Here is a 26,605-nt window from a genome sequence, read left to right on the forward strand (position 1 = left end):
CTTCCTCTTTACAACGTCTATTTTTAAATATAGAAACGAAAGCATGTTTTTATGAGTAAAAGACTATTTCATAAAGTATATAAGGTGTATCTAAAATAGATAACTGAACTCATCCAGCTGGATCTTGGTTTCGTTTAAGATCCCTATTCCTTGGGTTGATTCTTTTTATTGGGTACAGGTTTTACTTTGGGGTTTACTACCTTTTATTAATTAATTTCAGAGTGATTTAAAATTATTAATAAACTAGACTGGTGCGTTTCTTTTACAAAGAATAAGTAAGTGATAAGTTGTTTCTTAAGGGGGTGATTAGTTAACTCTCGTCATCTTTTTTTTTACATCTTCAGAAGGAGAAGACTTAGCTTGCTGAGCAACTTCATATTTAAGTTGTTGCGCTTTAGATACCCAGCGATCGTTTTTAATGCGATCAGGAAAGAATTTGATAAGCTTTGTGACAGCGATAATGTCATCTTCTGTAAAATTACTGATTTGCTCAAATGTATAAATACCTAAATCATTAAGTTTTGTCTCAGTATAAGGACCTATGCCTGTTATTTTTTGAAGATCATTTTTAATTTCAGTATTAGCGTATCCAATTCGCTCAAAATCAATTTTTGTAGGACTACTGGAGATAGCATTCGTGCCTTTTGATAGAACATCTTCAGAAAAAGCTCGCTTTTGGAAGTTTACTTGCTCGTATTCTTGATCCATTCGATCCTTACGGAAGCTTAATTTTTTATTTTGCTGTTCGTTTTCTTCTTTTAAGTCTTGAATTTCTTTTTTGAGAAGATCTATATCATTATCAATAGCTAATTGTGTCGTTTTATGTCGATAACGCTCGTATAATGTAGCGCCAACATACCCAATAACAAAAGCGCCAAGCATCATCACAAAAGCCTCTATATAGGCTATGGGAATAGCTATGGTTTCTTGAGTTTCAAGTATATTATTAATCAACAATAATCTCAATTCTATTATTTTTTTTACGTCCCCAATTACTTGAATTATCCTCAATAGGGCTAGATTCACCTCTGGATATTGCAGTTATAAGTGATCTTTTTATGCCTCTACGGGTCGTAAGATACCACTTTATTTGTCTTGATTTTTTTAATCCTATTCTAAAATTATCTTCAGCGTTACCTACATTGTCCGTATGTCCAATAATAGTAACCTTTTTATTAGGGTTGTCTTTTAATACTTTTTTTAGCTCCGTTGCATATGAAATTAATTTTTTATCTAATATGAGATCTGTATTTGCATACCTTGGATAAAAAATTTGAGACGATGCATTCGGGTTGTCTGTAACTAAAGGTTCCTTTTTGTACTCAATAGATGGTTCGTCTTTATCTATATCAATAGTGTCACTTATGGCTATTGATTTTTTTATTTCTTCCGCTAATAATTGAGAATCTGAAATACTATTATCGCTTATATATAAGTTATTGTTTTCTATTTCATCAAAAGAGTTATCAGTAGTTGTTGTATCTACAGTAATCTCATTTGATACTGGAGGTATTTCTTTGATTTCAGTTTGTTTTTCAGGCGTAGCTTTTGATACTGTAGTGTTTGCAATCTCGTCTTCTATTGGAGCCTTAATAGCAGTTATATCAATAGTATTGCCTTTTTCTTTTATATGTATATAGTATATTCCAGCCGTAGCCCATAAAAGAAATATTAAAAAAGTGCCCCAAAAACCTTTCATTTACTGTTTTTCCCCAAATTAGTGTAAGTGATTTCGTATCAAATCTACTAAAAACTTTTTATTGTTAAGTGAATATTATTTTGTGTTATACACTTGTTTTTAACAAAAAATACAATACTTTTGTATCAGTTATGAAGAACAACACAATACATCATCATCATTTTACTGTATATCGCTCAAGCGAGGTAAGATGATATGTCTGTATTTTATGATATCAAAACCCGTTTGAGTTATTCAAACGGGTTTTTTGTTTTTGGATAATTCAAGCTATAATTATTAAAAGAAAAATGAGTACAAAAATTAGAATTGCAGTCCAAAAATCAGGACGCCTTAACGAAAAGTCTTTAGCGCTCCTTAAAAGCTGTGGGGTCTCTATAGATAACGGTAAAGATCAATTAAAAACAACCGCTAGGGATTTTCCTTTAGAAGTCTTTTACTTACGTAATGGGGATATTCCTCAATATCTAAGAGATGGAGTTATAGATATCGCTATACTAGGAGAAAATACACTTATAGAAAAAGGAGAAGATCTAAAGATTATAGAGCGTCTTGGCTTTTCAAAATGTAAAGTATCACTAGCAATACCTAAAAATGAAACATATACTTCGGTAAAAGATTTTGAAGGAAAACGTATTGCTACATCATATCCTAATACGGTAAAAAGATATTTAAAAGAAAAAGGAGTAAACTTTGAACTACATATTATCAATGGTTCTGTCGAGATTGCTCCTAATATAGGTCTCGCAGATGGTATTTGTGATATTGTATCTAGTGGAAGTACGTTATTTAAAAATAATTTAAAAGAAGTAGAGGTGATGCTTACCTCTGAAGCAGTATTGACAGTGTCTCCTAAGATATCTGAAGAACGAAAAGAAATCTTAGAGAAATTGCGATTCAGAATTCGTAGTGTTCTCAAAGGACAACGCAGTAGATATGTCCTTATGAATGTACCTGATGAAAAGTTAGACGCTGTTATAGATATTCTGCCAGGAATGCGAAGTCCTACAGTATTGCCCTTAGCAGAAGAAGGATGGAGTAGTGTTCATAGTGTAATAGATAAAAATAGTTTTTGGCAAGTTATCGATCAGCTTAAGTCTGCTGGAGCCGAAGGTATTTTAGTATGTCCAATTGAAAAAATGGTTTTGTAATGAATAAAATATACACACCAGACCCAAAAGATTGGAAAGAGATTCTCAAACGTCCTACACAAACAGTAGAAGATATAGAAGCAACGGTAACAGATATTTTTAAAGAAGTCAAACAAAAAGGAGATATTGCTGTAGCAAAATATACTTCTATCTTTGACGGTGTTACCTTAGATGCAAACATAGTTTCTCCTCAAGAAATAGATGATGCATCTGTATTATTAAGTCAAGATGTAAAAGAAGCAATAGCACTTGCAAAAAGTAATATAGAGAAGTTTCACAAAGCACAACAAACGGAGCGTATTACCATAGAGACAACACCAGGAGTCTCTTGTTGGCAAGAAAAACGACCTATCCAAAAAGTAGGTTTGTATATTCCAGGAGGTACAGCTCCTTTGTTCTCCACGATATTAATGTTAGCTATACCTGCTAAAATTGCAGGTTGTAAAGAGATTGTACTCTGTACACCTCCTTCAAAAGAAGGGGCTGTAAACCCTGCGATTATTTATGCAGCACAAGTATGTGGTGTTACTAAAATTTATAAAGTAGGTGGAATTCAGGCAATTGCAGCAATGACTTTTGGAACAGAAACCATTCCTCAGGTGTATAAAATATTTGGACCTGGAAATCAATTTGTAACTGTAGCAAAACAACTAGCTACAAAGTATGGTGTCGCTATAGATATGCCGGCTGGTCCCTCAGAACTTCTAGTTGTAGCAGATGACACAGCTGACGCCGCTTTTGTAGCCTCCGATTTATTAAGTCAGGCAGAACACGGTACAGATAGCCAAGTGATTTTAGTGACGACGTCTCGTACGCTGATAACAGCAGTAGAAAAAGAAATTCAAATGCAGATGAGTACGCTTTCGCGAAAGCGTATAGCTCAAAAAGCAATTGATAATAGTAAGCTCATTTACGTAGAAGATGATGCAACGGCACTAGCACTCATTGATGAATATGGCCCAGAACACTTTATTATTTGCATGGAAAATGAAGGTTTTTATATAAATGGTATTCAAAATGCAGGCTCTGTGTTTATAGGAAATTATACACCAGAAAGTGCAGGTGATTATGCTTCAGGAACCAACCACACGCTTCCTACTAATGGGTACGCAAAGCAATATAGTGGTGTCAATCTGGATAGTTTCTTGAAAAGCATGACTTTTCAGAAAATTTCAGAGCAAGGAATTAAGAATATAGGGACAGCTATCGAAGTAATGGCAGCAGCAGAAGGCTTAGAAGCTCATAAAAATGCAGTGACACTTCGATTAAGTAAACTTACTAAAGCTTAATTGATATGGAACAGCAATTTGATATCAATAAACTTGTACGACCTAATATTGCAAAAATGAAGGCGTATAGTTCTGCGAGAGATGAGTTTACAGATTTTGATAAAGACATGGTGTTTTTGGATGCCAATGAAAACCCTTTTGATAATGGTGTAAATCGATATCCAGATCCGCAACAGGGCGCATTACGTAGGTTAATAGCGTCTCAGAAGGAAATTAATGAAGATTGTATACTCTTCGGAAATGGAAGTGATGAGGTATTAGATCTTATTTTCAGAGCTTTTTGTATTCCTGGGAAAGATAATGTGATGAGTTTGCCACCTACGTATGGGATGTATAAAGTGTTATCAAATACAAATGATGTTGAAAATAGGGAGGTGTTACTCAATGAAGATTTTCAACCAGACATCGAGGCGATATTTAAACATGTAGATGCACATACCAAATTACTTTTTCTTTGCTCGCCTAATAATCCTACTGGAAATCTTATTGAAGAAGAGAAGATAGAAATGATTCTTAAACGGTTTCATGGAGTGGTGGTTATCGATGAAGCTTATATTGATTTTGCTACTGCTCCAAGTTGGATTACACGATTGGAAAAACACCCTAATTTGATCGTTACACAGACGCTTTCTAAGGCGTATGGAATGGCAGGAATTCGACTAGGAATGGCATTTGCTTCTATAGCTATTATTGATATTCTGAAAAAAATAAAACCACCGTATAATGTGAATGGACTTACGCAACAAAAGGCAGTAAAACATATTACAAAAACAGATGTATATAATAATGAAACTAACTCAATACTAGTTAATAAGGGTATTTTATGTAAATCTTTAGTTGATATATTTTTTATTGAAAAAATATACCCTTCAGATGCCAATTTTTTACTAGTAAAAGTGGATGATGCCAACAAAAGATACCAACAATTAATAGAAAAAGGGATTGTTATTCGTAACAGAAGTACTCAGCCGCTTTGTGAAAATACCTTACGATTTACAATAGGTACTTCTCAGGAAAATGAACAGTTAATTGAGGCCTTAAAATCTATTTAAATATTAAAAAAAACAGAGAAGATTCTTATGTATAAAGAGTCAAAAATGATATCACTATGAAGAAGAAAGTTTTATTTATAGACCGTGACGGAACCATCATTAAAGAAACAGCAGATGAACAAATAGATGCTTTTGAAAAGATGATTTTTTATCCTAAAGCATTTACGTGGTTAGGTAAAATTGCGCAAGAACTCGACTACGAACTTGTGATGATAACCAATCAAGATGGATTAGGAACTGATGTATTTCCGGAAGATACCTTTTGGCCGGTGCATAACTTCATCCTAAAATCTTTTGAAAACGAAGGTGTCGTATTTGATAAGGTATTTCTAGATCGCACATTTCCACATGAGAATGCCGATACACGTAAACCTGGTACAGGCTTACTAACCGAATACTTCTCTGAAGATTATGACCTTGCTAATTCCTTTGTAATAGGCGATAGACTTACAGATATGCAATTGGCAACAAACCTAGGGGCTAAAGGTATTTATATCAATGATGAGACGCATTTAGGAACTGGAGAAATCACTATTGAGCGTTCAGAATTGGATAAAGACATTGCTTTAGAAAGTAATGATTGGCAAAAAATCTATGAGTTTTTAAAATTAGAAGATAGGGTTCGTACGCTTTCGCGAAAAACAAATGAGACCGACATCCAGATTACACTAAACCTTGATGGTACTGGAAAATCGTCTATCCATACAGGAATTGCTTTTTTTGATCATATGCTTGATCAACTAGCGAGACATGGCGCAATGGATTTGGATATCCAAGTAAAAGGAGACTTAGAAGTAGATGAACATCATACTATAGAAGACACTGCGATTGCATTAGGAGAAGTATTTGCAGATGCCTTAGGAAGTAAACTAGGAATAGAGCGTTATGGTTTTTGCTTACCGATGGATGATTGTCTAGCACAAGTAGCTATTGACTTTGGCGGCCGTAACTGGCTCGTTTGGGAAGCCGATTTTAAACGCGAAATGATTGGTAAAATGCCTACAGAGATGTTTTATCATTTCTTTAAATCATTTACAGATGGTGCTAAAGCAAATCTTAATATAAAAGCCAAAGGTACCAATGAGCATCATAAGATAGAAGCTATTTTTAAAGCCTTTGCAAAAGCCATTAAAGTAGCCATCAAAAGAGATCCAAATAAAATGATTTTACCATCTACAAAAGGAATGTTGTAGATAATAAAATCCAAAGTACAAAGTATAAAGTGCGAATTGAACATATTTATAGATTATAGAAATGCAGGATCTGAAGAAAAGAACAAAACAATTTGCATATGATTGTTGGGAATTTTGTGAAGGAATACCAAAATCAAGAGAATTTAATGCTTGGGTAAATCAATTAATAAGATCGTCCAGCTCTGTCGGTGCAAATTATAGAGCTTCTCAAAGAGCAAAATCAACTGCCGACTTTATCAATAAATTAAAAATTGTAGAAGAAGAAACAGATGAGAGTATGTATTGGCTTGAACTTTTTAATATGGCACTACCTTCAAAAAATATCGAAAATTGAAAAATTACACATAGAAGCAAAAGAATTATTAGCAATTACGGTTGCTTCTATAAAGACCTCAAGAAAGAATAGTAAATAAAATGGAGAAACTTTTTTTAAATCTTAACCTTGTACTTCGTACTTCTAACCTTGTATTTAACTTATGAATATAGTAATCATAGATTATGGTGCCGGGAATATTCAGAGCATTAAGTTTGCGATAGAGCGCTTAGGGTTTACGGCTACTTTAAGTCATGATCCCGAAGAAATAAGAAATGCTGATAAGGTGATATTTCCAGGGGTAGGCGAAGCAAGTAGTGCGATGCAAAAACTTAAAGAAAGTAAATTAGATACTTTAATTCCTACATTACAACAACCTGTTTTAGGAATTTGTTTGGGCATGCAACTCATGTGTAATTCTTCGGAAGAAGGAAATACGGAGGGATTAAGGATTTTTGATGTAAATGTGGTACGCTTTCGCGAAAGCGTAAAAATTCCGCAAATCCAATGGAATAGTATTTCAAGCCTTAAAGGGCCGTTGTTTGAAAATGTAGAAAATGATGAATTTATCTATATGGTACATAGCTATTACGCGCCAGTGACAAATGAAACCATTGCGGTGTGTGAATATGGAATTCCGTATGGTGCTGCTTTCGCGAAAGCGAACTTCTATGGAACGCAATTCCACCCAGAAAAGAGTAGTAGTACTGGAGAGCAGATTTTGAAGAATTTTCTAGAAATGTAGTTCGGTAATGAGTAATCAAAAACAAGATATAGTAGCACTTACAGAAAATATCACTGATGATTGGAAAAACTTTCCAGTGTGTGAAATTAATGACCATGTGGTAAGAGTAAGTGTATTGCAAAAGGATTTTTATTGGCATTCGCATAGTAAAAGCGACGAATTTTTCTTTGTAGTAGAAGGGGAGTTGTTTGTAGATTTTGAAAACCGAACAGAAACTCTTACGAAAGGGCAAATGATTAAAGTGCCTAAAAATGTATTACATAGAACGCGATCTAATATGAGAACGACTATTTTGTGTTTTGAAAGTACAGATAATGATGTGACGGGAGATGTGACTGAAAAGTAGAAAGTAGAAAGTAGAAAAACGAAATTTGGAAATTGGATAGTATGGTAGACATGAAAATAAGAACTAAAAAATTTGCAGTTGATTGCTGGAATCTTTGTTCGCAATTACCAAAATCTCGTGAATATAATAACCTTGTTTTTCAATTATTAAAGAGTTCAAGTTCTGTAGCTGCAAATTGGAGAGCTTCTCAACGACCAAAATCTGAAGCAGATTTTATTAATAAGCTTAAAATTGTAGAAGAAGAAGCGGATGAAACCTGTTTTTGGTTAGAATTAATTATAGAAATTAGAAATGAAGATACGACTGAAGTAAAACGCCTTTGGAAAGAGTGTGATGAATTGTTAAGAATCACAGTAGCTTCAATTAAAACAACAAAAAATAAACAAATAAAGTAGTTCGATTTTCGTTTTTCTACTTTCAATTTTTGAATATGAGAATAATACCAGCCATAGATATCATAGATGGGAAGTGTGTACGCCTTTCGAAAGGAGATTATGATACCAAAAAAATATATAATGAGAACCCATTAGAAGTTGCAAAAAACTTTGAAGCGCATGGAATCAAACATCTACATTTAGTAGATCTAGATGGTGCAAAAAGCAAGCATATTGTAAATCATAAGATTTTAGAGCAAATAGCGTCTAAAACAAGTTTACATATTGATTTTGGGGGTGGTTTAAAAACAGATCAGGATCTACATATCGCTTTTGAAAGTGGCGCTTCTCAAATTACAGGAGGGAGTATTGCAGTAAAAGATCCTGAAGTTTTTGAAAACTGGATAACTACGTATGGAGCAGAAAAGATTATTTTAGGAGCTGATGCTCAAAATGAGAAAATTGCTATTAATGGTTGGCAGGAAGAAAGTACAAAAGATCTGATACCTTTTATTACATCATATATGAAAAAAGGGATTTGTTATGTGATTTGTACTGATATCAGTAAAGATGGTATGTTAGAAGGACCTTCGTTTGATTTGTACGCTAAAATAATAAATCAAGGAACAATCATCACAGATGATCGTGATATAACAAGAACGATTAAACTTATTGCCTCTGGCGGTATCTCAACCTTTGATGAATTACCAAAACTGGCCGAATTAGGCTGTGAAGGTACCATTATAGGGAAAGCTATTTATGAGAATCGTATCACTTTGAAACAATTAGAACACTTTATTTTAAATCAGTAAGTATGGAGTCACCTTGGGTAACAGATTTTAAAGAAAACGCGCTTTATCGCATAGATGAGAGTACACGTATGATTACTATTGCCTTTCAGAAAATTGATGATACACAAGTTTGGCAACGTCCTAATCATTCAAGTAATAGTCTTGGGAATCAAATTTTACACCTATGTGGTAATATGACTCAATATGTCATTTCAAGCCTTGGAGAGAAAGAGGATGCTCGTGATCGAGATGCAGAGTTTGATGCTATAGATGGATATACGAAAGAAATGCTCTTAGAACAAATAACAGTTACAGTAAAGGAAGTTAAGAATACGATCCAAAATGCAACAGAAGGGCAACTTTTAAAAAAACGAAATGTACAAGGATTTCATTTCTCAGGAATGGGGGGTGTGATTCATGCCGTAGAGCATTATAGTTACCACACAGGACAAATAGCTTTTTGGATAAAAACACTTGTAAATAGTCCTTTAGGGTTTTATGATGGACTGGATTTAACCGTGAAAAATGATGAAGATTTTAAAAATAATATTTGAGATTACTGTTATTATATTTCTAATTTTTGAGTTAGTAATATTATTTCATTTAATTAGGAATGATAATTTTTTTGAAGATGATAATCCTATTTTGTTTTTAATGTTTATCGGATTAAGTTTATTTATCTCTGGCTTTAACTGTTTTATAAATAAAAACTTTAGAAATAAAATATGGATTGGTTTAATATTTTTACTAGGTATTATCTCTATAATTTTAATATTTACTTATGATCACTAAACGTATTATTCCGTGCCTTGATATAAAAAACGGTAGAACTGTAAAGGGAACCAATTTTGTAAACCTCAGAGATGCTGGAGATCCAGTAGCACTTGCTAAAGTATATTCAGATACTGGAGCAGATGAACTTGTGTTTCTTGATATATCTGCCACCGAAGAGCGTAGGAAGACCTTATCTGATCTTGTATTGCGAGTGGCTTCACAAGTAAACATTCCATTTACGGTAGGAGGTGGAATCTCATCTGTAGAAGATGTAGATATACTTCTTAAAAATGGAGCAGATAAAGTATCGATCAACTCTAGTGCTGTAAAACGACCTGATTTGATTAATGAATTGGTAGCTAAATTTGGCTCACAATGCATTGTCGTGGCTATAGACGCTAAATGTATTGATGGCGATTGGATTGTGCATCTAGTAGGAGGAAAAGTGCCTACAACGCTCAATTTATTTGACTGGGCAAAAGAGGTAGCGCAACGAGGTGCTGGAGAAATCTTATTTACTTCGATGGATAACGATGGAACGAAAGATGGTTTTGCAAATGAAGCATTAGCCAAACTTTCTAACGAATTAAATATACCTATTATCGCAAGTGGTGGAGCAGGGAATAAACAACATTTTAAAGATGCATTTACAGAAGGAAAGGCAGATGCAGCATTAGCTGCTAGTGTTTTTCACTTTGGAGAAATACCGATACCAGAATTAAAAAAAGAATTAAAAGCACAAGGGATTACTGTGCGTATCTAACCTCAAAATAAATAAATTATGACAATTGATTTTTCAAAATTTGCAGATGGTTTAGTTCCTGCCATTGTACAAGATGTAAGAACTAAAAATGTACTCATGCTGGGATATATGAATGAGGAAGCATACTCAAAAACCGTAGAGTCTAAAAGAGTGACATTTTATAGCAGAAGTAAAGAACGTTTGTGGACAAAAGGAGAAGAGTCTAACAATTATCTCGATTTAGTAGATATTAAGATAGATTGTGATCAAGATAGTTTGTTAGTTTTTGCAGAACCTACAGGACCTGTATGTCATAAAGGAACAGACACTTGTTGGGGAGATCGAAATTCGCCTAATTATGGATTCTTTTCGCATTTAGAAGAGGTTATAAGAGATCGTAAAGATAATCCAGAAGATAATCCAGATTCTTATGTAGCAAGCTTATTTAAAAAAGGAATCAATAAAGTAGCTCAAAAAGTAGGAGAAGAGGCTGTTGAGGTAGTTATTGAAGCAAAAGATGATAATGACCTATTGTTTTTGAATGAAAGTGCAGACTTAATCTTTCATCTTATGGTGTTATTACGAGCAAAAGGATTTGGTCTTCGTAGTGTAGAGAAAACATTGATTGCTAGGCATAAATAAATAAAGAAAAAAAGCCATTGCGATTCGAGAAGTCAAACTCGAGTGCAATGGCCTCTGCAAAATATGTTTTTAGTGTTTATGGAAGTTGTCCTTCTATAATTTCTTGTGTTTGTGCAATCCAATCTCTAGAAAAATCTAACTTTATTTCTGGTTGTATTCCTACCATTTCGTATTGAATAAACTTATGAAAGTTCATATCAGTAGGTGTGAAAGAAAAGTTTCCAGTAGGTGAATCATAGCTAGTTCCATAGTTCATACCGTATGCTATAATCCCGTTGGTACGCTGCCCCAAATGAACAGTATTATTAAGTTTCTTTAGTTTTAAAGTAAACTGCTCTCCATTGCTTCCTGTAAAGTAATTAGTAATCACATATACTTTTGCACCAGATTTCTTTAATATTTTCACAAAAGGGTCACTATACTTAGAATTACCGCCCCCATTATTACGAAGATCTACAATAACATTAGGTGCATTGATATTGTCTTTATGTTCAGCATAGAATTTTTTGAAGGCTTCTACATTACTTTTTCTATTTGAGAAAGAACCAAAATATAGATACTGTGTATCATTAGTAAGCTGCTTAAATTCCCAATCTCCATTTTCAGAAGGTGCTTCAGCATGGTTAGGACCTTGTAATTCTTTTTGAAGACCCCATAATTTCCCATTATATGCTAACATTGATTTTTGAAACCATAGTTTACGAGAGTATGGGTGATAACGCAATACTTGGTATTCGTCTCCTTCTATTTTATTGATCTGGTATGCTATTTGACCAGTTCCCCAAAAATCTGATGTAGCTTCTAAAACAACAGCAATATAATTCCCTTTTGTTGTTGTTTCATACACTCCAATTTCACCTACATATCTATCTGTGTAAACACCTTCTATGTTTTCAAAAGGCATCTGTGATAATCTAGTGCGTAATTCCGTTAGGTTGATTGCCGCGGTAGGATGCTCTTTAAAAATAGCTGTTTGCTTAAAATTCATTCTATATATAGAATCTTGATATTGTTCTTTTGTAATTATGTCACTAGTTGAAGCAATGCTAGCATGCTTATCTTTTACAACACTTAATAGCGTATTTAATTTAAACAAGCAATCTACTTTACTGATAGATGATTTCATTTCTTCTGAAAGTGAATGGTATGTTTTTTGAAATTCGGATACCATATCGCCTTTGATTTGTTTTTTATAAGAGACCATATCTTGCATTTTAGTAGCAAGAAAATCAAGATCTGTTTTACAATCACATAATGGAGATGTTTGCGCTCCTGCCTGTCGTGCTATATTTTGCGCACTAGCGGCAGACAGGTTTCCGAAAGCGAATATCATAAGAAATAAAGCGGTAAGTACTGTAGTTAATTTAGTTTTCATAATTGATTTTTTACGTTTGACTTCTGGTTCAAAAGTATTTTACAAAAATCAACCAGCCTATTATATATGAGGCTTTGGGGTGAAATGCATCTAGTTTGTGGTGGAATTTATGGTTGTTTTTACCGCTGTGGCGTAGGTCTTTGATATTGGGATGAAAATAGCATTAGATGCTACGATGCCTAGCTTCCCATTTTCGGTTTTCCAAGATTGAAAATGATAAGGATTCATTAAAAATGAACGATGCGTTCGTATAAGTTCGGGGAAATTGGTTTCAACAACCGATAGCTTATTTCGAATCAATTGTTTTTTTAAGATGTTGTTGTCTAAAAAAGAAACTTCTACATAATTATCTGAAGATTGTATACAGATTAAATCATTGAGTAGTAAGCGTAAGCTTTCGTAATTACCTTCTCCTTTTATTTCAATTTTAGATTCTTCCAGACGTTTGTTTTTATATTTTCCTAAAGCCCATCTTCCTGCGAGTACAATAGGAAGTATGGTTACAATGGCCGGGATAAATATACTTGTAGTATAATACCATAGCGTGTAAGGGTTTGATTCTCCATATACAATTACGTATACATAATACGTGCGAGCTAATACAAAAGAAAAAGCGATAAAAGCAAGGTTGAATATGATTTCGTTTTTTAGTGACCATTGTTTCTGAGAACGCTTATATAAAAAGTTTTGAAGTGGAAGCATAATGATATAGCACAAAGCTCCAATAAGTCCATAAAATGGCAGATATATAATTTTTTCACGATCACCAAATTCGTTCACATCCAAGGGTTCTGTAAAGTATAGGAATATAAAAATCCATATAGCGAGTGCTAGTCCAACAAGTAAATGATGTTTTAAAGAAGCATCAAAAGGGTATTTTTTCAAAAGCTATCTATTTGAAGAATTTGAGTTAAATATACTATTTCTAGTTTATTTTAACCTCAATATTTTGCCATAGGTAATATATTTTTCTGCTTTCAATTGATCCATTAACGGAGCATAATCTTCTTGTTTTAGACAGTTTGCTATAACAATCGTGCTTTGTGTTTTGGTATCGTAAAAACTTGTAACAAAGGAAGTGTTTGGATGTATGTTTTTAGGAAGTGTAGGAAACTGCTTTTGTAATACAGCAACGATATGATCTTGATCTTTATCTATTACAATAAGCTTTGTTCTATTGTTTTCGCGTAAGCGTGTAAAAGATTCCTCACTATCAATAGGGCTAGAGAAATAAGCAGAATGCATTCTAAAACGTTCTCTCACGCCTGCAAAATAGACATCTATCAAAGTTTCGTCTTCTGTTTGTGAAAAGATGTTGAGGTTATTCATGAGAATATCTAAGTCTGTAGTTGCTTTTGGAAATGCTTCTCCAAAAAGAACAATAGCTTTCTCTATAAATGCTTTATCAATTGTTTTATTCGTCTCCATGTATGTTTTTACGAGTGGGTATAATTTTTTCCCATAGCCATTTATATATTCAAAACTGTACCACTCGCCAGGGTCTAATGTACCGTTAAGTTGCTCATGCGCCCAACCATTACCAACTGCAGTTGCAAGCCCTTCATCAAAAAAATCATATGCTAAGGCTGCGTATGGATTGCTAGAGGTGGTGAACCAAGTATCTATATCTTGTTGTAGTTCTAAGGGTTGTGCGTCAAATAAAATATGATTCATTTCATGAATCGCGATCCCTATAATATCTTCACCTTCTTTCTCTCTTTCAGATAAATAGGAACAAATTAAATTATTTCCCTTAGGAATCGCCGTAGTACCTCCACTTTTTAGAGGAATAGGGTAGAGCATGATATTAAAGGGTGTTGTCTTAGACCAATTACTTCCAAGAAAGACATTTACCTTATTAAATAAAGTTTCTATCTGAGGTACATAGTTTTGTATGGATTGTTCTAATTGCGCTCTTTGGGTAGTCGTGGTAGCCCATACATGTTTTCTATAATAGGGGAGTACTTTGTGCATGATTGCAACAAGTTCTGTATGTTCATTAGGTGGTAAATAACCAATGGTACGCGTAGCAAAATCATCAATACTTGTTGAGTTAGCACTAGCAATCCACAATAAGTCCATCGTACTTGTAAAAGGATGCCTTTTTTCTGGATAGTGCTCTCTGTGTATACTGGTTTCTACATCTATGGCACTAAAACGCTCTGTAAGTAGTGTGAAATCAGTGTCATTTCCAATAGCATTCTTAATATATTTTTGGTAAGAAGGAGCACTTCCAGGCTGATTACTAGCGGTTGCTATAAACGTTAACGTACCCAGTACCTCATTATGCGCTACTTTAATAAAATCTTGTTGGGCGTATGCTGATGCATATGTGCATAGAAAAAATGTGATTAAATGAAGGAGTTTCATGAGTGATTATAATTGATTGATATTACAAAAGACGAAAAAAATAATGAGATGTTACCACTTAATGATTTTAATAGCTCTCTTTTAACTTTTATAAACTGTTTTCCAAGTTACCTCGTAATATCATTTTTAAAATTAAAAAATTATTAGTATTATTGTGATATCAAAATGATACTATTATGAAAAACGAAATACAAATAAAACCTGCAAGTGGATACTTTATGTTACTGGTATTATTCATTTTAATCGTTAGTATGATCGCAAGTATTGTACTAACTGGTAATCCCGAATTTGTATTATGTATACCTATTCTTATCTTACTTATAAGAGGATTCTTTATTGTAAATCCTAATAGTTCTAAGGTGTTAGTCTTATTTGGGGCATATAAAGGAACAGTTAGAGATAACGGATTCTTTTGGGCAAATCCATTTTATACAAGACAGAAAATTTCTTTAAGAGCAAGAAATTTTGATAGTGAGCGTGTGAAAGTAAATGATAAGATTGGAAATCCAATTATGATTAATGTGATTTTGGTATGGCAAGTAAGTGATACGTATAAATCTGCTTTTGATGTAGATAATTATGAGGAATTTGTAAGAGTACAAACAGATGCGGCAGTACGAAAATTGGCAGGTTCTTATCCTTATGATAACTTTGATGATGCGCAAGCAGAGTTAACCTTACGATCAGGTATGGATGAGGTAAACGAGGCGTTGGAAAATGAAATCACGGAACGTTTGGCAATTGCAGGGATACGCGTAATGGAAGCAAGGATAGGTTATTTAGCCTATGCTCCAGAAATTGCAAGTGCGATGCTTAAAAGACAACAAGCAGTTGCTATTGTTGCAGCACGTAAGAAAATTGTAGAAGGAGCTGTTGGAATGGTAGAAGATGCTTTAGAACAATTATCTGCAGATAATATCATCGATTTTGATGATGATAAAAAAGCTTCTATGGTAAGTAATTTAATGGTTGTACTTTGCGGAGATAAAGAAGCAATACCTATTGTAAATGCAGGTACTCTAAATGCTTAAAAAGTGAGTAAAAGAAAATCATTTGTCCTTCGAATTGACCCAGAGACGTTTAAGCAAATTGAAAAATGGGCAGATGACGAGTTTCGTAGCGTTAATGGGCAACTTGAATGGATGATTCATAAAACATTAAAAGAGGCGAAAAGATTGCCTAAACCTAAAAAGAAACAAGACGATCAAGAATAGCAACTAGCGGTATGACTAAACTTTCTTAAACTTAGGATGACCACCAAACCACAAAACACTTTTCTATAGAATCATCTGGTTTTTTAATCCAAACAATAGGTGCTCGTTTTTGTGAATGCTTTAATTGTATTTCTTGTAGTATCTTAAGGTGTGAAGACCATACTACATCTAGGTGTGGTGTATGAATCCACTCGTTTTTATGTGTGATATAATAGTTGTAGTTACTAAAAACTTCAGATTCAAAATCATCCATACGAATCCAGAAACCAACAATACAAGCTGTGTTTAAAGGTGTGATCGAGGGAGTTTGTAAATCATAAGGGGTAAATAATTGACCCATAAATACTACTTGTTGTTCGAGTTCAGAAGCTTTTATTCCTATCTTTTTAAGCGTTTCTATTCCCTCTTTTGTATAAATGAGAGGTAATTGTTTCTGTTTTGTTTTTTCCAGTTTTGTAAAAAATAGGTCCTTTCTATTTGGTCCCATTAATCGATGGATAGGTTCGGTAATGGTTGGATCTAGAATATAAAATTTATAGGTAAGCTCTATGTGGAGTAATTTTCCGCTTTCGCGAAAGCGTATAATGAAATCTAGTTCTCCTGTAGTATCATTTCCTTTTTTAACCTGAATATTATGTGCTAGCACTTCATAGTCATCTGAATGTGAGAGTATCTGATGGAATATATGTTCTATCTGATGTCCTAATCGAAGTCTTTCTGGTATAGGTTGTGGCGTAAACGTAGAAAGATCTATTGCTGGTATTGTAAACTGTTCAAGCCCAAATTGTGTATTTTCCCATAGGGGAGGAGACGCTAAAAAACCATGTATATGTTTCAAGAGACGAAGATACTTTTATTCTACTTAATTATTTCTACGTCCCCTTGCGTGGCAATAAAGGCCTAGTATTATAAGTAAGGGATCTTCTTGTTTTGTTGTTTTTATATACCCTCTAAGTTTTGAAGCATCATAGGTATATATACTTTTATTCTGATGATATATATCAAAATGATTGTGGAAGATAGAGCGATATACCATTTCGTATATCGTATGATTATATATTATTTTGGTAGATGAACCCCAGAAATTAAACTGAAGTGTAGCAATAGGTGTTTTTTCTTCATTTTTATAAACTCCAAAATTGTTAGCCCAAATGCTAGGCATTTTGACGGTATAGGTATTTCCTAAAAGTTCTATATACGTTTTCATAAATATACCCATTGCAAAATTCCCTATAATGGCGTTATCTAGGTATAGATTGGTTGTCGAACTAAAAAACTTTTTTTTCCATGAATATTGATGCATAAAATAAGGTATAAGTAGCTTACACCTTATTTCTGTTACATTATATTAGCTTAATATACCTTTTATGTATTACATCACAGGGAAGAATATATTTTACTTCTTCATATTTAAGATAACCATCCTTTACTAGTAGATCGTTTACAATACCAGTACAGGAAAAAGCCTATGATTATAATCATAATTGGGAAGTAAATGGATTGCATCGTTCCAAAGACTTCTAAATGGTTTGTTGCAGTAAGACCATAGGCTGTTGTAAATACAACAGCTAATGTGGAAATTAAAAATAATAATGCAGCAATTTTCTTTCGCATTAACATAGCAATAGCTGCTATAAGTCCTCCTATTGTAGCAACTCCGTATAATACTATTTCCCAAGATGCTATTCCTTTTATGTATTCGAGTTGTTCTTCAGTATACATACTTGCGAGTATTTCTTCTCCACCAAAATTATCTAAATAAAAGGCAGATACTCCCATTAAATTCCAAAGTAAGCCTAGTACAATTGCAATAATCCAAAATGCAATGTTTGGTTTGTTAGTTGTTGTCATTATCAGTCTATTTTTTGGTTGTTAGTACTAACAATGTACAAATTTTTTGTAAACACTTTTTTGGTGATGTCTTCCATGCATTGGGGTTAAGAGCTTTTTAATTTGAAAAAAGCCATCTAAGTTAGATTATAGATGACTCTTTTTGCATTTGTATTTTGGCTATATTAATTAAATGGTCCGTTATAAATATTTGATTCTATTACAGCTTCGATTCCATTAGGGATATTTTCAAAAAGATCATACCCTGTTAAGCTTTCAATAGTATTTACTGTAGTCCTGAATTGTGACCAATCACTAGAAATTCCTTGATCATTAGGGACATTAATTGCGATTACTTCTGTACTTGTAGTAACTCTGTTTATGTCATTAGAACCGTTAGGAAGTATTAATGCTACTTTCCAAAAAGAATCTGGTACTGTAATATTTCCATTATCGATAGTAGTTGCAAATCCATTTCTCCCTGTTCCGCCAGAGCCTATAACGCCAGAAACAACATATATTTCCTTTCCTTCTGTAGTTAGAGAGCGTAAAAACCTTTCAAAATTAGCCCAACTACGTTGATTGTTATCTGGAGCTTGCGGTGCTACATTGGTCATGTAATATGTATTTTCATTTGCATCATCTGTATAAGTTCTATCTGCCGATGGACACATGTGGCCTCTATCAAATCCAGATCCTGTATAATCGCTAGAAGTAGCTCTAAAGAAATTGCTTGGTAACGCAGTATCTCTTTTAAAACAGTTACATCTTGGAGCATCACCCGTCCAAGCTTCACTTAAATGCCAACTTACCCAGTTTGCAGTACCTTTATTATTATTGTAAGAAAGAGCGTAATCGGGTTTTGGTAAATAATAATTAGTAGCGCTCGTACCTGCATTAGATGGATTTCCAAATGTAATATTACTATCTCTAGTAGCAGTACCCGTTGGATCATCGCCACCACCAGTAGTGGTTGTGATAATTTCTACATTATCAATGTTTATTCGATTTGAGCCTCCGCCAGTTTTGTAAATCCCATAACGAACATTTTGTGTTTCATTTACAGTATAAGAAACAGTATTAAGAGAAGTAGAATTTGTAGTCACTGTGCCTCCTACATAAAACCATGAACTCCCATTATCTGTAGAAGCAATAAGACGCCATGTAGAATTTCCATCATTTCCATATTTTGCATGACGTATGTGTATTTCTTCAGCACCATTGTCAAGGTTAAAACTCATAATTGCATATCCCGTATTTCTAATACGAACAGATTTTGAGCCAAATTTTCTATCGTTTGATAAGGAGCCTAACAATGCATCAGATAAAAACCAAGACCCACTACTTAAGTTTACACTAGCGGCTGCATAACTCCCTTTTGACCCTGATTCAAAAGTTTCCGTAAAACCAGCAGTGATACGTGTGCTATGATTATGATGATGAGGACCTTCATTATCGTAGTAATGGATGATAGTTTCCATACTACCATTCATAGTAATTGAGTTATCTACTGTAAGTAATGTATCTTCATAAGAATCGTCATCATTACTACAACTTAGAAAGAATAATAGTGCAAATGTAATTGCCCATAACTGTTTTAGATTAAAAAATTTCATAAAAAATGTGTTTTAGTTAGTATTTTAGAATTAAAAAATGTTTTTTTAGTTCTTTAAAATTAAGAGGCTCTTGTTATGTAGAAGTCACTTAAATGTTAGTAAACTATTATAGCTTCATGTTTGACAAACGATTCTATTACTTGCTGAAAATCCAATACTTAGGGTTTAGATATCATGGTTGGCAGAAACAACCAGATGTGCTTACAGTAGAGCGTATGGTAGAACGCACTCTCTCTTATGTATTAGAGCGTAAAAACTTTAAACTACTCGCCTCAGGGCGTACAGATGCAAAAGTGTCTGCAAATGTGGCCTATGTAGAGTTGTTTTTAAAAGACGCTCCGCTACCTGAGGAAGGTTTTTTTGAGTTGTTTAATGCAAACCTACCTCAAGATATACGCTGTCTGGAGATAACAGAAGTAGATAAAGCGTTTAATGTGATGGATGCTCCCAAAGGAAAAGAATATATCTATCTCTTTTCTCATGGAGCAAAGAACCATCCATTTGCAGCTCCCTATATGGTGAATATCAATGCGAAGTTGGATATCGCACTTATGAAAGAAGCAGCACGTCTTTTTGAAGGAACGCACGATTTTAGAACTTATGCGTATAAAGCAAATCCTGAAACTAAAACTATTAGTACATTGGAGGTAAGTGAGATCATTACAAACAAATTGTATACAGCTAGTTTTTTTCCTGATGAGAGTTATATGTTTAGAGTTTGTGGTAAAGGATTTAAAAGACATCAAATACGTTTAATGATGGGGGCTCTGTTTGACCTTGGTCAAGGAAAAATAGATATAAATTTTATCAAAGAAACTTTAGTACCAGGAAATTCTATAAAATTAGAACACATAGCACAACCTAGCGGCTTGATGCTTCACAATGTGCAACTATAAATTTTTAATTCAGAATTGGTATCACAAAATACTATCTTTAGTTCTTTAAATATCCTAGATTATGCATACAGTACCAACATCATCTTTTACCTTCTTAAAATCACTTAAAAAGAACAATCATCGGGATTGGATGACAGAACATAAAAAGGAGTATCAGGCTAGCGAAAAAGAACTAAAAGCCTTTTATGCAGCTATTCAGATGGGGCTCAATGAAGAAGATGAAATAGAAAAACTAAAGGTATTTCGTATTAATAGAGATGTTCGTTTTAGTAAAGATAAAACACCTTATAATGTGCACCGTAGTGTGAGTTTTAGTAGGGCAGGAGCACACCGTAGAGGTGGGTATTACCTCCGATTAGAGCCGGGAGGGAAATCTGTGGTTGCTGGAGGTTTCTTTAGTCCGGAGCCAAAAGATTTGCTACGTATACGTACGGAGTTTCAAATGGATAGTAGTGAGATACGTGCTATTCTTGCTGAGTCCGCTTTCGCGAAAGCGTATGGAGGAAAATTTGACGCATGGAATCCAGTAAAAACTGCACCTAAAGGGTTTAGTAAAGATGATCCTAATATTGATTTAATACGTCTTAAGAATTTTGTTGTCACACACTCTTTTACAGATGCTGAGGTACACGCACCAGATTTTGGTGAACAGGTGCTTTATCATTATAGACTTTTACGTCCTTTCTTTGATCTAATGAGTGATGTGTTAACTACCGATTTAAACGGGGTTTCCTTGATAGATTAAACGTCTTTATTCTTACGTTGTCGTCTTCTTGCAATAAAATACACCACTATTAATAATATAGGTAGTGCTATAAAAACAATCAACTCTACTGGAGATGATGGGTCTATAGGCGCATTATTCTGACTTTTTGGAAGTTGCATTAACTAGCTTTTGTGAGAGCAATTGGTCGTTCAAATACTTGAATATTACTGAGAAGGCGTTCTTTTGTGATATTCATCATCCTTTTGTTTAATGCAGATGAGTTTTGGATATATGTAAGATATTCGTCTACAGTAAATTGCCCAATAATAATTCCTTTAAGACCATTGCGAAACTTCATGTCTTTATGAATAGCATTTTCGATATAATCGGTTCTTTTTTCAATAGACAAGTCATAAAATACATTTTTATGCTTTGTGATATAGTTTCGAAAAACTTCAATTAATAGTGGGCTTTGTAGTTTAAGAATGGGTCGAATCGTTTCGTTTTGAAACCGTTCTTCAGTACTCATTTGATCGTGTACCCTCGCTGAAGGAATTTCTGGTCGTATACGCTTAATGTCATTAGGCCTGTCATTCATAATTTTAGAGTTTTATTGGCACTACCAAAAGGTAAGATACCTTATGGCTTGCCTCGAAATTAAAATTTAGCTACCTATAAATTCCTCGTGGATTTTCCACCGAGGTAGTTTACTAAAAATACGAATACAGTATATGCTTTCGCGAAAGCGAGGATAGAGTTTATCAACTACTTATTAACTAACAAAGCCTCTGTAAAACAGAGGCTTTGAGAGAATTAACACTATAAGTAAAAGTATGTGATTACTTAAGTTTGAAAGTTACTCTACGTACTAGTTGTCTAGCATCTGCAGCAGTTATTCCAGTATCTTCACCAGCACCAGTAATTGATAATCTGTTTGCATCTATACCTGATGCTACAAGAATATCAAATACTCTTTTTGCTCTTTTTTCTGAAAGCTGTTGGTTATATGCAGCATTTCCTACTTCATCTGCATATCCGATAAGTTCTGCATTTTTACTTGGATTTTCAGAAAGATATTTAATAAGGTAATTGATAGCATCTAAGCTGTAAAGTTCAGGTTTTGTACTATTAAATTGGAAGTATACATTAACATATCCATCGTTAAGTAGTTTTGCAATAACATCATTACTACTTGCAACACTATTTTTTAGATCGCTCTTTTTAGCGTAACGTGCTTCTAATTCTGCTTCTAATTCATCAGGAATACCATTTTTGTTTACATCTACAGCATATCCTTTTGTATCTACAGCAACACCAGAAACTGTGTTCTTTTCACGATCTAAGTAATCTGCTACACCATCTTGATCTGTATCGATAAGATCAGTTTCAATTTTGGTAAGACGCTCTTCTAAGTCATCTACTTTATCTGCATCAACAGTATCTTCTACATACCAATCTGCATGTACTTCATTTTTACCTAATGCAATATTAATACCTACCGTTCCTGTTACATAAAAACCATCAAATCCTCTAAGTGTTCTATTGGTAACGCTACCATCAAAAGTTAAGTTTTGTCTTATGTTTCCTACTGCGGTAAGATCTCCAAATAGAGAAACTCTATTTGATAAGCGTACTTGAGGAGAGATACCAACAATAGCACTTAATACTTGATCTGCATCTCCAAAACTTCTGTCTACTGGAGTTTTTGAAGTTAGTCTTCCATATCCTAAACCTCCATGGGCAAGAATACTAAAATCTCTTGTCCATTCTTTAAAGTCAAGTACATTTCCTAAATTGATAACCCCTTCTAAAGAAAAAGTATATAAAGTACTCTCAAATTCTACAGCAGCGCCTCCTTCATTAAAACTATTATATCCTAAACCAGCTCTTAATCCTGCTTTTGTATTAAACATGTAACGAGCACCTAGGTTTACTGTAAATGGTGATGGTGTGTCAGAAAAAGCTCCACTTAATACAGGTCTAACTGGTTTGTTTAATCCTGCACTTATATCTATAGACCATTTGTTATAAAGAGCTTCTGTAGTTGTGTTTTCTTCTTGAGAAAAAGAATTAAAAGAAATTACAATGCCTACTATTAATGTTAAGAGTAATTGTTTTTTCATTAGGTATAGTTTTTTAAATTTTAATGCGCGAAAATAGTATCATTTTTCTGATACTACTTGCTTTTTAACAAGATTTTTTAACTTGAAAATCAAATATATCTTCACTTAAAATAAGTGATATTCAATGAGTGCTGTTTAAAATAAATTTTATGCAATAAAACAGTTAATTAATAAATAAAAAAGCCTCCAAATGGAGGCTTTTTTGCATATTCTACAAAAGTGACTTAAGACTTTAAAAAATCTTTTTTACTTTTTAATTCTATAGCAGATAGTCCTGCTTTTTCTATAAACTTAGTGTACTTAGCTAATTGTTTACTTTTAATTTTTTCATAATCAGCTTTCGCTTTTGAAAAACGATCAGAAAGTAATGTAAGATTATCTATTTGTGCTTGTGAAGGAGCTTCAAAATTTGCAGCAACATCACTGTATAATTGCGCTAGTTTTTCTCTTAGTTGAGGAGGAGCAGAATCTACATAGTTATCACCAGAAGTAATTACTAATGTTTCTTTTAATCCATTAAGAGCGCTTATGAGTGGTTGTGCAGTCTTTTTAGCTTTTGCATTTGCTGCGATTGCTTTTTCACCATTATTAATCATCTCATCCATTTCATACACCATGTATGCTAAATCCTCTTGTATATCAAAAAGTTTTTTAGCTGTAGTTTGCTGTGCTTTTCTTTCTTTAGTAGTGATAAATGACTTTGGATCATTTTTGATCTCAAAAGTAGTTTCATAGGTGTCTTTTCCTTTCTTAAGTACTGCTTTATATGTACCTGCTTCTGCTCTTAAGGATTGGAATGCTCCAAAGCTTAACGTTTTTCCAGCAGCATTCTTAGGAGCTTTCGTATTGTAATTCCAACGTACAATATTAATTCCTTTTGACTTTCCTGGGGTAAGTGTTCTTAGAGTATTTCCTTCCATATCTTGGATTTCTAAAGTCATTTTTCCAAACGTATGCCTTTTCTTAAGATAATACTTTAACTGTACAGAAGTTCCAGGATTTGGACCTACAAATTCTAATTCTGTACTACCGCCACCAAAACCACCTTCTTCTACCATGGTTCCTGGCTTTGTATCAAAAAAGTGAACTTTTTTTGATAAAACATCTTGTGTTACTTCACGTAGTGTACTAATATCATCTACAATAATAACTCCACGTCCATGTGTGCCAGCTACTAAATCATTTGTTTTCTTTTGAAGATCAAGAAAATGTATAGCTGTATGTGGAAAATTATTGGTGAAATGAGACCAGTTTCTACCTCCATTTACAGTAATATATAAACCATCTTCAGCTCCTAAAAATAATAAATCTTCATTTTCATAATCTTCCTGAATATTACGAGCAAATAAAGGAATATCATCTGTTACAATATTTGTCCATGTTGCTCCATAGTCTTTTGTTTTGTATACATATGGTTTCATGTCGCCACGTGCATGACCATCAAATACGGCATAAGCTGTTCCTTTTCCGTGAACACTTGCTTCAATATGGTATACCCAAGTATTTGCAGGAAGTCCTTGGATATTTGATGTAACATTCGTCCAGTTTTTACCGCCGTCTTTCGTAATTTGTACATTCCCATCATCGGTTCCTACCCATAGTACATTTTCATCCATAGGAGATTCAGCAATTGTAAAGATGGTTGTGTGCTTTTCAGCTCCAGAAGTATCATTAGAGAGTCCCCCAGATTTTGTAGGTTGCTTTGCAGGATCATTTGTAGTTAAATCTGGTGATATAATCTTCCAAGTATCTCCCATATTATCACTCACATGCAAGTATTGACTTCCCATATAAAAGCGATCAGGTTGGTGAGCGCTTACTGCCATAGGAGCATTCCAGTTAAAACGTAAATCATCATACCCAGCAACAGGAAGTGGTTTTACATTCTTTGTGTAATTACGTTCCATATCATAACGCCATACATTATCGGCACCTTGCATTTCTGAATATAGTACTTCTTTGGTAGGATGTTTTAGCACTCTAAAACCATCACCTACACCTACACGTACCCAGTCACGCGCTTCTACACCTCCAGGAGAGGAAGAAGGGCCATACCAAGAACCATTATCTTGTAATCCTCCATATATTCTGTATGGCTCAGCGTCATCTACACTGATATGGTAGAATTGTGATAAAGGTAAATTACTTACTATTTCCATAGTTGTACCTTGATTCCATGAACGATACACACCTCCGTCAGTTCCTACATGCATCATATCTGAATTATTAATATCAAAAACAATATCATGAATATCTGAGTGCATATTTCCTAAAGGAACAAATGTTTCTCCTCCATCTTTAGAAATAGAACCGCTTAATCCTCCTTTTACAACTACATCTGAATCTTTTGGATCTACCACAATTCTAGAGAAGTAAAATGGACGAACCGTTAAAGAAAAGTCACTATTGGTAAGTTCCCAAGATGCTCCTGCATCATTAGAACGATATAATCCCTTATCTTTTTCAGACTCTATTACAGCATATACTCTATTAGAATCTGATGGAGAAACAGCAATACCAATACGTCCTAAGATACCTTCTGGAAACCCTTTATGTATTTTATTCCAAGTAGCACCTCCGTCTGTAGATTTATATAATGCACTTCCAGGTCCTCCAGAATTAAAGTCCCAAGCCGTACGACGGTGTTCCCACATAGCAGCATATAACACATCTGGATTGTTTGGGTCCATCATAAAATCTGCCGCACCTGTGTTCTCATCTACATATAAGATATTATTCCATGTTTTTCCACCATCGGTTGTTTTATAAATACCACGTTCTGTACTCTCGCTCCAAAGCGATCCTAATACAGAGACATAAACTACATCACTATTTTCAGGGTGGATTTCAATACCAGAAATACGCTCAGAGTTGTCAAACCCCATTTTATCCCAGTTTACACCACCATCTTTAGACCTATATAATCCGTCTCCTATAGAAACAGAGTTACGAGTCCATATTTCCCCAGTACCTACCCAAACTGTTTTATCAGGATCATTAGGATCAATAGCTACTTGCCCAATAGATTGGATATGTTCTTCAAAAATAGGGGCATAGGTTGCACCGCCATCATTAGATTTCCAAACACCACCTCCGGCAGTACCTGTATATATAATTTGTGAATTAGTTGGATGCACTTCCATATCGATAATACGACCGCTCATTAAAGCAGGCCCTATTTGTCTAGCGGTGATATCTCCAAAAAGTTCTTTTCCTTTAAGAACAATTTCTTGAGCAGTACCCACTAAAGCAAAGGATGCAAAAAGGCACCCTAAAAAAATGTTTTTAGTTTTCATGAGAATTCTGATTGATTATTATTGGTGTGTTATTTCGCTTAAAGCGAAATAAAAAACCTCAATCTTTACGA

The 26,605-nt window shown here is 34.0% G+C and carries 29 protein-coding genes; 16 read left to right on the top strand and 13 right to left on the bottom strand.

From position 1 onward, the window contains the following. Window positions 1–306: 306 nt before the first annotated feature. The gene (locus Q1A01_RS12905) at window positions 307–966 is read right to left on the bottom strand and encodes a hypothetical protein (protein WP_299681391.1); all 660 of its coding nucleotides are present in this window, start codon (window positions 964–966) and stop codon (window positions 307–309) included. Continuing rightward, entirely contained in the window at window positions 947–1,699 is a 753-nt protein-coding gene (locus Q1A01_RS12910; protein WP_299681394.1) for an OmpA family protein, read from the bottom strand. The genes Q1A01_RS12905 and Q1A01_RS12910 overlap by 20 nt, the downstream gene beginning before the upstream one ends. 287 nt (window positions 1,700–1,986) lie before the next feature. Between Q1A01_RS12910 and hisG the strand changes: the two genes are divergently transcribed. The 12 genes from hisG to hisIE all read left to right on the top strand — a co-directional run bounded on the left by hisG (window position 1,987) and on the right by hisIE (window position 11,108). Further along, entirely contained in the window at window positions 1,987–2,847 is an 861-nt protein-coding gene (gene hisG, locus Q1A01_RS12915; RefSeq protein WP_299681397.1) for an ATP phosphoribosyltransferase, read from the top strand. Beyond that, window positions 2,847–4,136 carry a histidinol dehydrogenase gene (gene hisD, locus Q1A01_RS12920; protein WP_299681400.1) on the top strand — a complete coding sequence of 430 codons (1,290 nt, stop codon included), beginning with the start codon at window positions 2,847–2,849 and terminating at the stop codon, window positions 4,134–4,136. The genes hisG and hisD overlap by 1 nt, the downstream gene beginning before the upstream one ends. A gap of 5 nt (window positions 4,137–4,141) precedes the next feature. After that, a complete protein-coding gene (gene hisC / locus Q1A01_RS12925; protein WP_299681403.1) occupies window positions 4,142–5,188 on the top strand; it encodes a histidinol-phosphate transaminase in 1,047 nt (348 codons plus the stop codon). A gap of 56 nt (window positions 5,189–5,244) precedes the next feature. Next, window positions 5,245–6,381 carry a bifunctional histidinol-phosphatase/imidazoleglycerol-phosphate dehydratase HisB gene (gene hisB, locus Q1A01_RS12930; RefSeq protein ID WP_299681405.1) on the top strand — a complete coding sequence of 379 codons (1,137 nt, stop codon included), beginning with the start codon at window positions 5,245–5,247 and terminating at the stop codon, window positions 6,379–6,381. Between the two features lie 61 nt (window positions 6,382–6,442). Further along, window positions 6,443–6,715: a four helix bundle protein gene (locus Q1A01_RS12935; protein ID WP_299681408.1), complete on the top strand. Its 273-nt coding sequence runs from the start codon at window positions 6,443–6,445 to the stop codon at window positions 6,713–6,715. 142 nt (window positions 6,716–6,857) lie between these two features. Next, a complete protein-coding gene (gene hisH, locus Q1A01_RS12940; RefSeq protein ID WP_299681411.1) occupies window positions 6,858–7,439 on the top strand; it encodes an imidazole glycerol phosphate synthase subunit HisH in 582 nt (193 codons plus the stop codon). 7 nt (window positions 7,440–7,446) lie between these two features. Further along, on the top strand, window positions 7,447–7,785 hold the full coding sequence (locus tag Q1A01_RS12945) for a cupin domain-containing protein (RefSeq protein WP_299681413.1): 339 nt from the start codon (window positions 7,447–7,449) through the stop codon (window positions 7,783–7,785). Window positions 7,786–7,826: 41 nt separating this feature from the next. Then, window positions 7,827–8,180, top strand: coding sequence for a four helix bundle protein (locus tag Q1A01_RS12950; protein ID WP_299681416.1), 354 nt, complete (start codon window positions 7,827–7,829; stop codon window positions 8,178–8,180). 35 nt (window positions 8,181–8,215) lie between these two features. Next, window positions 8,216–8,971, top strand: coding sequence for a 1-(5-phosphoribosyl)-5-[(5-phosphoribosylamino)methylideneamino]imidazole-4-carboxamide isomerase (gene hisA, locus Q1A01_RS12955; protein WP_299681419.1), 756 nt, complete (start codon window positions 8,216–8,218; stop codon window positions 8,969–8,971). Window positions 8,972–8,973: 2 nt separating this feature from the next. Then, a complete protein-coding gene (locus Q1A01_RS12960) occupies window positions 8,974–9,504 on the top strand; it encodes a DinB family protein (RefSeq protein ID WP_299681421.1) in 531 nt (176 codons plus the stop codon). Window positions 9,505–9,731: 227 nt separating this feature from the next. Continuing rightward, window positions 9,732–10,487 (top strand): imidazole glycerol phosphate synthase subunit HisF, encoded by a 756-nt coding sequence (gene hisF, locus Q1A01_RS12965; protein ID WP_299681424.1) that lies wholly within the window; start codon window positions 9,732–9,734, stop codon window positions 10,485–10,487. Between the two features lie 18 nt (window positions 10,488–10,505). Further along, on the top strand, window positions 10,506–11,108 hold the full coding sequence (gene hisIE / locus Q1A01_RS12970) for a bifunctional phosphoribosyl-AMP cyclohydrolase/phosphoribosyl-ATP diphosphatase HisIE (protein ID WP_299681428.1): 603 nt from the start codon (window positions 10,506–10,508) through the stop codon (window positions 11,106–11,108). Window positions 11,109–11,184: 76 nt separating this feature from the next. Here hisIE and Q1A01_RS12975 read toward each other — a convergent pair whose 3' ends face one another. From Q1A01_RS12975 to Q1A01_RS12985, 3 genes are all read right to left on the bottom strand, one after another. Then, window positions 11,185–12,483: a S41 family peptidase gene (locus tag Q1A01_RS12975; RefSeq protein ID WP_299681430.1), complete on the bottom strand. Its 1,299-nt coding sequence runs from the start codon at window positions 12,481–12,483 to the stop codon at window positions 11,185–11,187. A gap of 90 nt (window positions 12,484–12,573) precedes the next feature. After that, window positions 12,574–13,368: a LytTR family DNA-binding domain-containing protein gene (locus tag Q1A01_RS12980; protein WP_299681432.1), complete on the bottom strand. Its 795-nt coding sequence runs from the start codon at window positions 13,366–13,368 to the stop codon at window positions 12,574–12,576. Window positions 13,369–13,413: 45 nt separating this feature from the next. Then, window positions 13,414–14,853: a hypothetical protein gene (locus Q1A01_RS12985; protein WP_299681434.1), complete on the bottom strand. Its 1,440-nt coding sequence runs from the start codon at window positions 14,851–14,853 to the stop codon at window positions 13,414–13,416. A 176-nt stretch (window positions 14,854–15,029) separates the two neighbouring features. On the opposite strand from Q1A01_RS12985, the gene Q1A01_RS12990 reads away from it, so the two are divergent. Both Q1A01_RS12990 and Q1A01_RS12995 read left to right on the top strand, forming a co-directional pair. Continuing rightward, on the top strand, window positions 15,030–15,884 hold the full coding sequence (locus Q1A01_RS12990) for an SPFH domain-containing protein (RefSeq protein WP_299681436.1): 855 nt from the start codon (window positions 15,030–15,032) through the stop codon (window positions 15,882–15,884). A gap of 3 nt (window positions 15,885–15,887) precedes the next feature. Continuing rightward, entirely contained in the window at window positions 15,888–16,067 is a 180-nt protein-coding gene (locus tag Q1A01_RS12995; protein WP_299681438.1) for an Arc family DNA binding domain-containing protein, read from the top strand. Between the two features lie 31 nt (window positions 16,068–16,098). Here the strand turns inward: Q1A01_RS12995 and Q1A01_RS13000 are convergent, their stop codons facing one another. The 4 genes from Q1A01_RS13000 to Q1A01_RS13015 all read right to left on the bottom strand — a co-directional run bounded on the left by Q1A01_RS13000 (window position 16,099) and on the right by Q1A01_RS13015 (window position 19,513). Beyond that, window positions 16,099–16,905 (bottom strand): DUF1853 family protein, encoded by an 807-nt coding sequence (locus tag Q1A01_RS13000; protein ID WP_299681440.1) that lies wholly within the window; start codon window positions 16,903–16,905, stop codon window positions 16,099–16,101. A gap of 24 nt (window positions 16,906–16,929) precedes the next feature. Continuing rightward, window positions 16,930–17,370 (bottom strand): hypothetical protein, encoded by a 441-nt coding sequence (locus tag Q1A01_RS13005; protein WP_299681442.1) that lies wholly within the window; start codon window positions 17,368–17,370, stop codon window positions 16,930–16,932. A gap of 107 nt (window positions 17,371–17,477) precedes the next feature. Further along, entirely contained in the window at window positions 17,478–17,918 is a 441-nt protein-coding gene (locus tag Q1A01_RS13010) for a hypothetical protein (RefSeq protein ID WP_299681444.1), read from the bottom strand. Between the two features lie 164 nt (window positions 17,919–18,082). After that, window positions 18,083–19,513: a DNA/RNA non-specific endonuclease gene (locus Q1A01_RS13015; protein WP_299681446.1), complete on the bottom strand. Its 1,431-nt coding sequence runs from the start codon at window positions 19,511–19,513 to the stop codon at window positions 18,083–18,085. Window positions 19,514–19,629: 116 nt separating this feature from the next. Here Q1A01_RS13015 and Q1A01_RS13020 point away from each other — a divergent pair, with 116 nt between their 5' ends. Together Q1A01_RS13020 and Q1A01_RS13025 are read left to right on the top strand one after the other, a co-directional pair. Further along, window positions 19,630–20,409, top strand: a complete 780-nt coding sequence (locus tag Q1A01_RS13020; RefSeq protein WP_299681448.1) for a tRNA pseudouridine(38-40) synthase TruA — start codon at window positions 19,630–19,632, stop codon at window positions 20,407–20,409. Between the two features lie 61 nt (window positions 20,410–20,470). Next, entirely contained in the window at window positions 20,471–21,154 is a 684-nt protein-coding gene (locus Q1A01_RS13025) for a DUF2461 domain-containing protein (RefSeq protein ID WP_366520099.1), read from the top strand. Here Q1A01_RS13025 and Q1A01_RS13030 read toward each other — a convergent pair. From Q1A01_RS13030 to Q1A01_RS13045, 4 genes are all read right to left on the bottom strand, one after another. Then, complete coding sequence (locus Q1A01_RS13030; RefSeq protein WP_299681450.1) at window positions 21,151–21,294, bottom strand: adenylosuccinate synthetase; 144 nt, start codon at window positions 21,292–21,294, stop codon at window positions 21,151–21,153. The two genes, Q1A01_RS13025 and Q1A01_RS13030, sit on opposite strands and share 4 nt — an antisense overlap. Further along, entirely contained in the window at window positions 21,294–21,713 is a 420-nt protein-coding gene (locus Q1A01_RS13035; protein ID WP_299681452.1) for a glyoxalase, read from the bottom strand. Before Q1A01_RS13035 ends, Q1A01_RS13030 begins: the two co-directional genes overlap by 1 nt. A gap of 241 nt (window positions 21,714–21,954) precedes the next feature. Continuing rightward, entirely contained in the window at window positions 21,955–23,238 is a 1,284-nt protein-coding gene (locus Q1A01_RS13040; RefSeq protein WP_299681454.1) for an OmpA family protein, read from the bottom strand. Between the two features lie 224 nt (window positions 23,239–23,462). After that, entirely contained in the window at window positions 23,463–26,534 is a 3,072-nt protein-coding gene (locus Q1A01_RS13045; RefSeq protein WP_299681456.1) for a hypothetical protein, read from the bottom strand. Between the last annotated feature and the right edge of the window lie 71 nt (window positions 26,535–26,605).

The organism is uncultured Dokdonia sp. (assembly GCF_947492815.1).
Classification (GTDB): domain Bacteria; phylum Bacteroidota; class Bacteroidia; order Flavobacteriales; family Flavobacteriaceae; genus Dokdonia.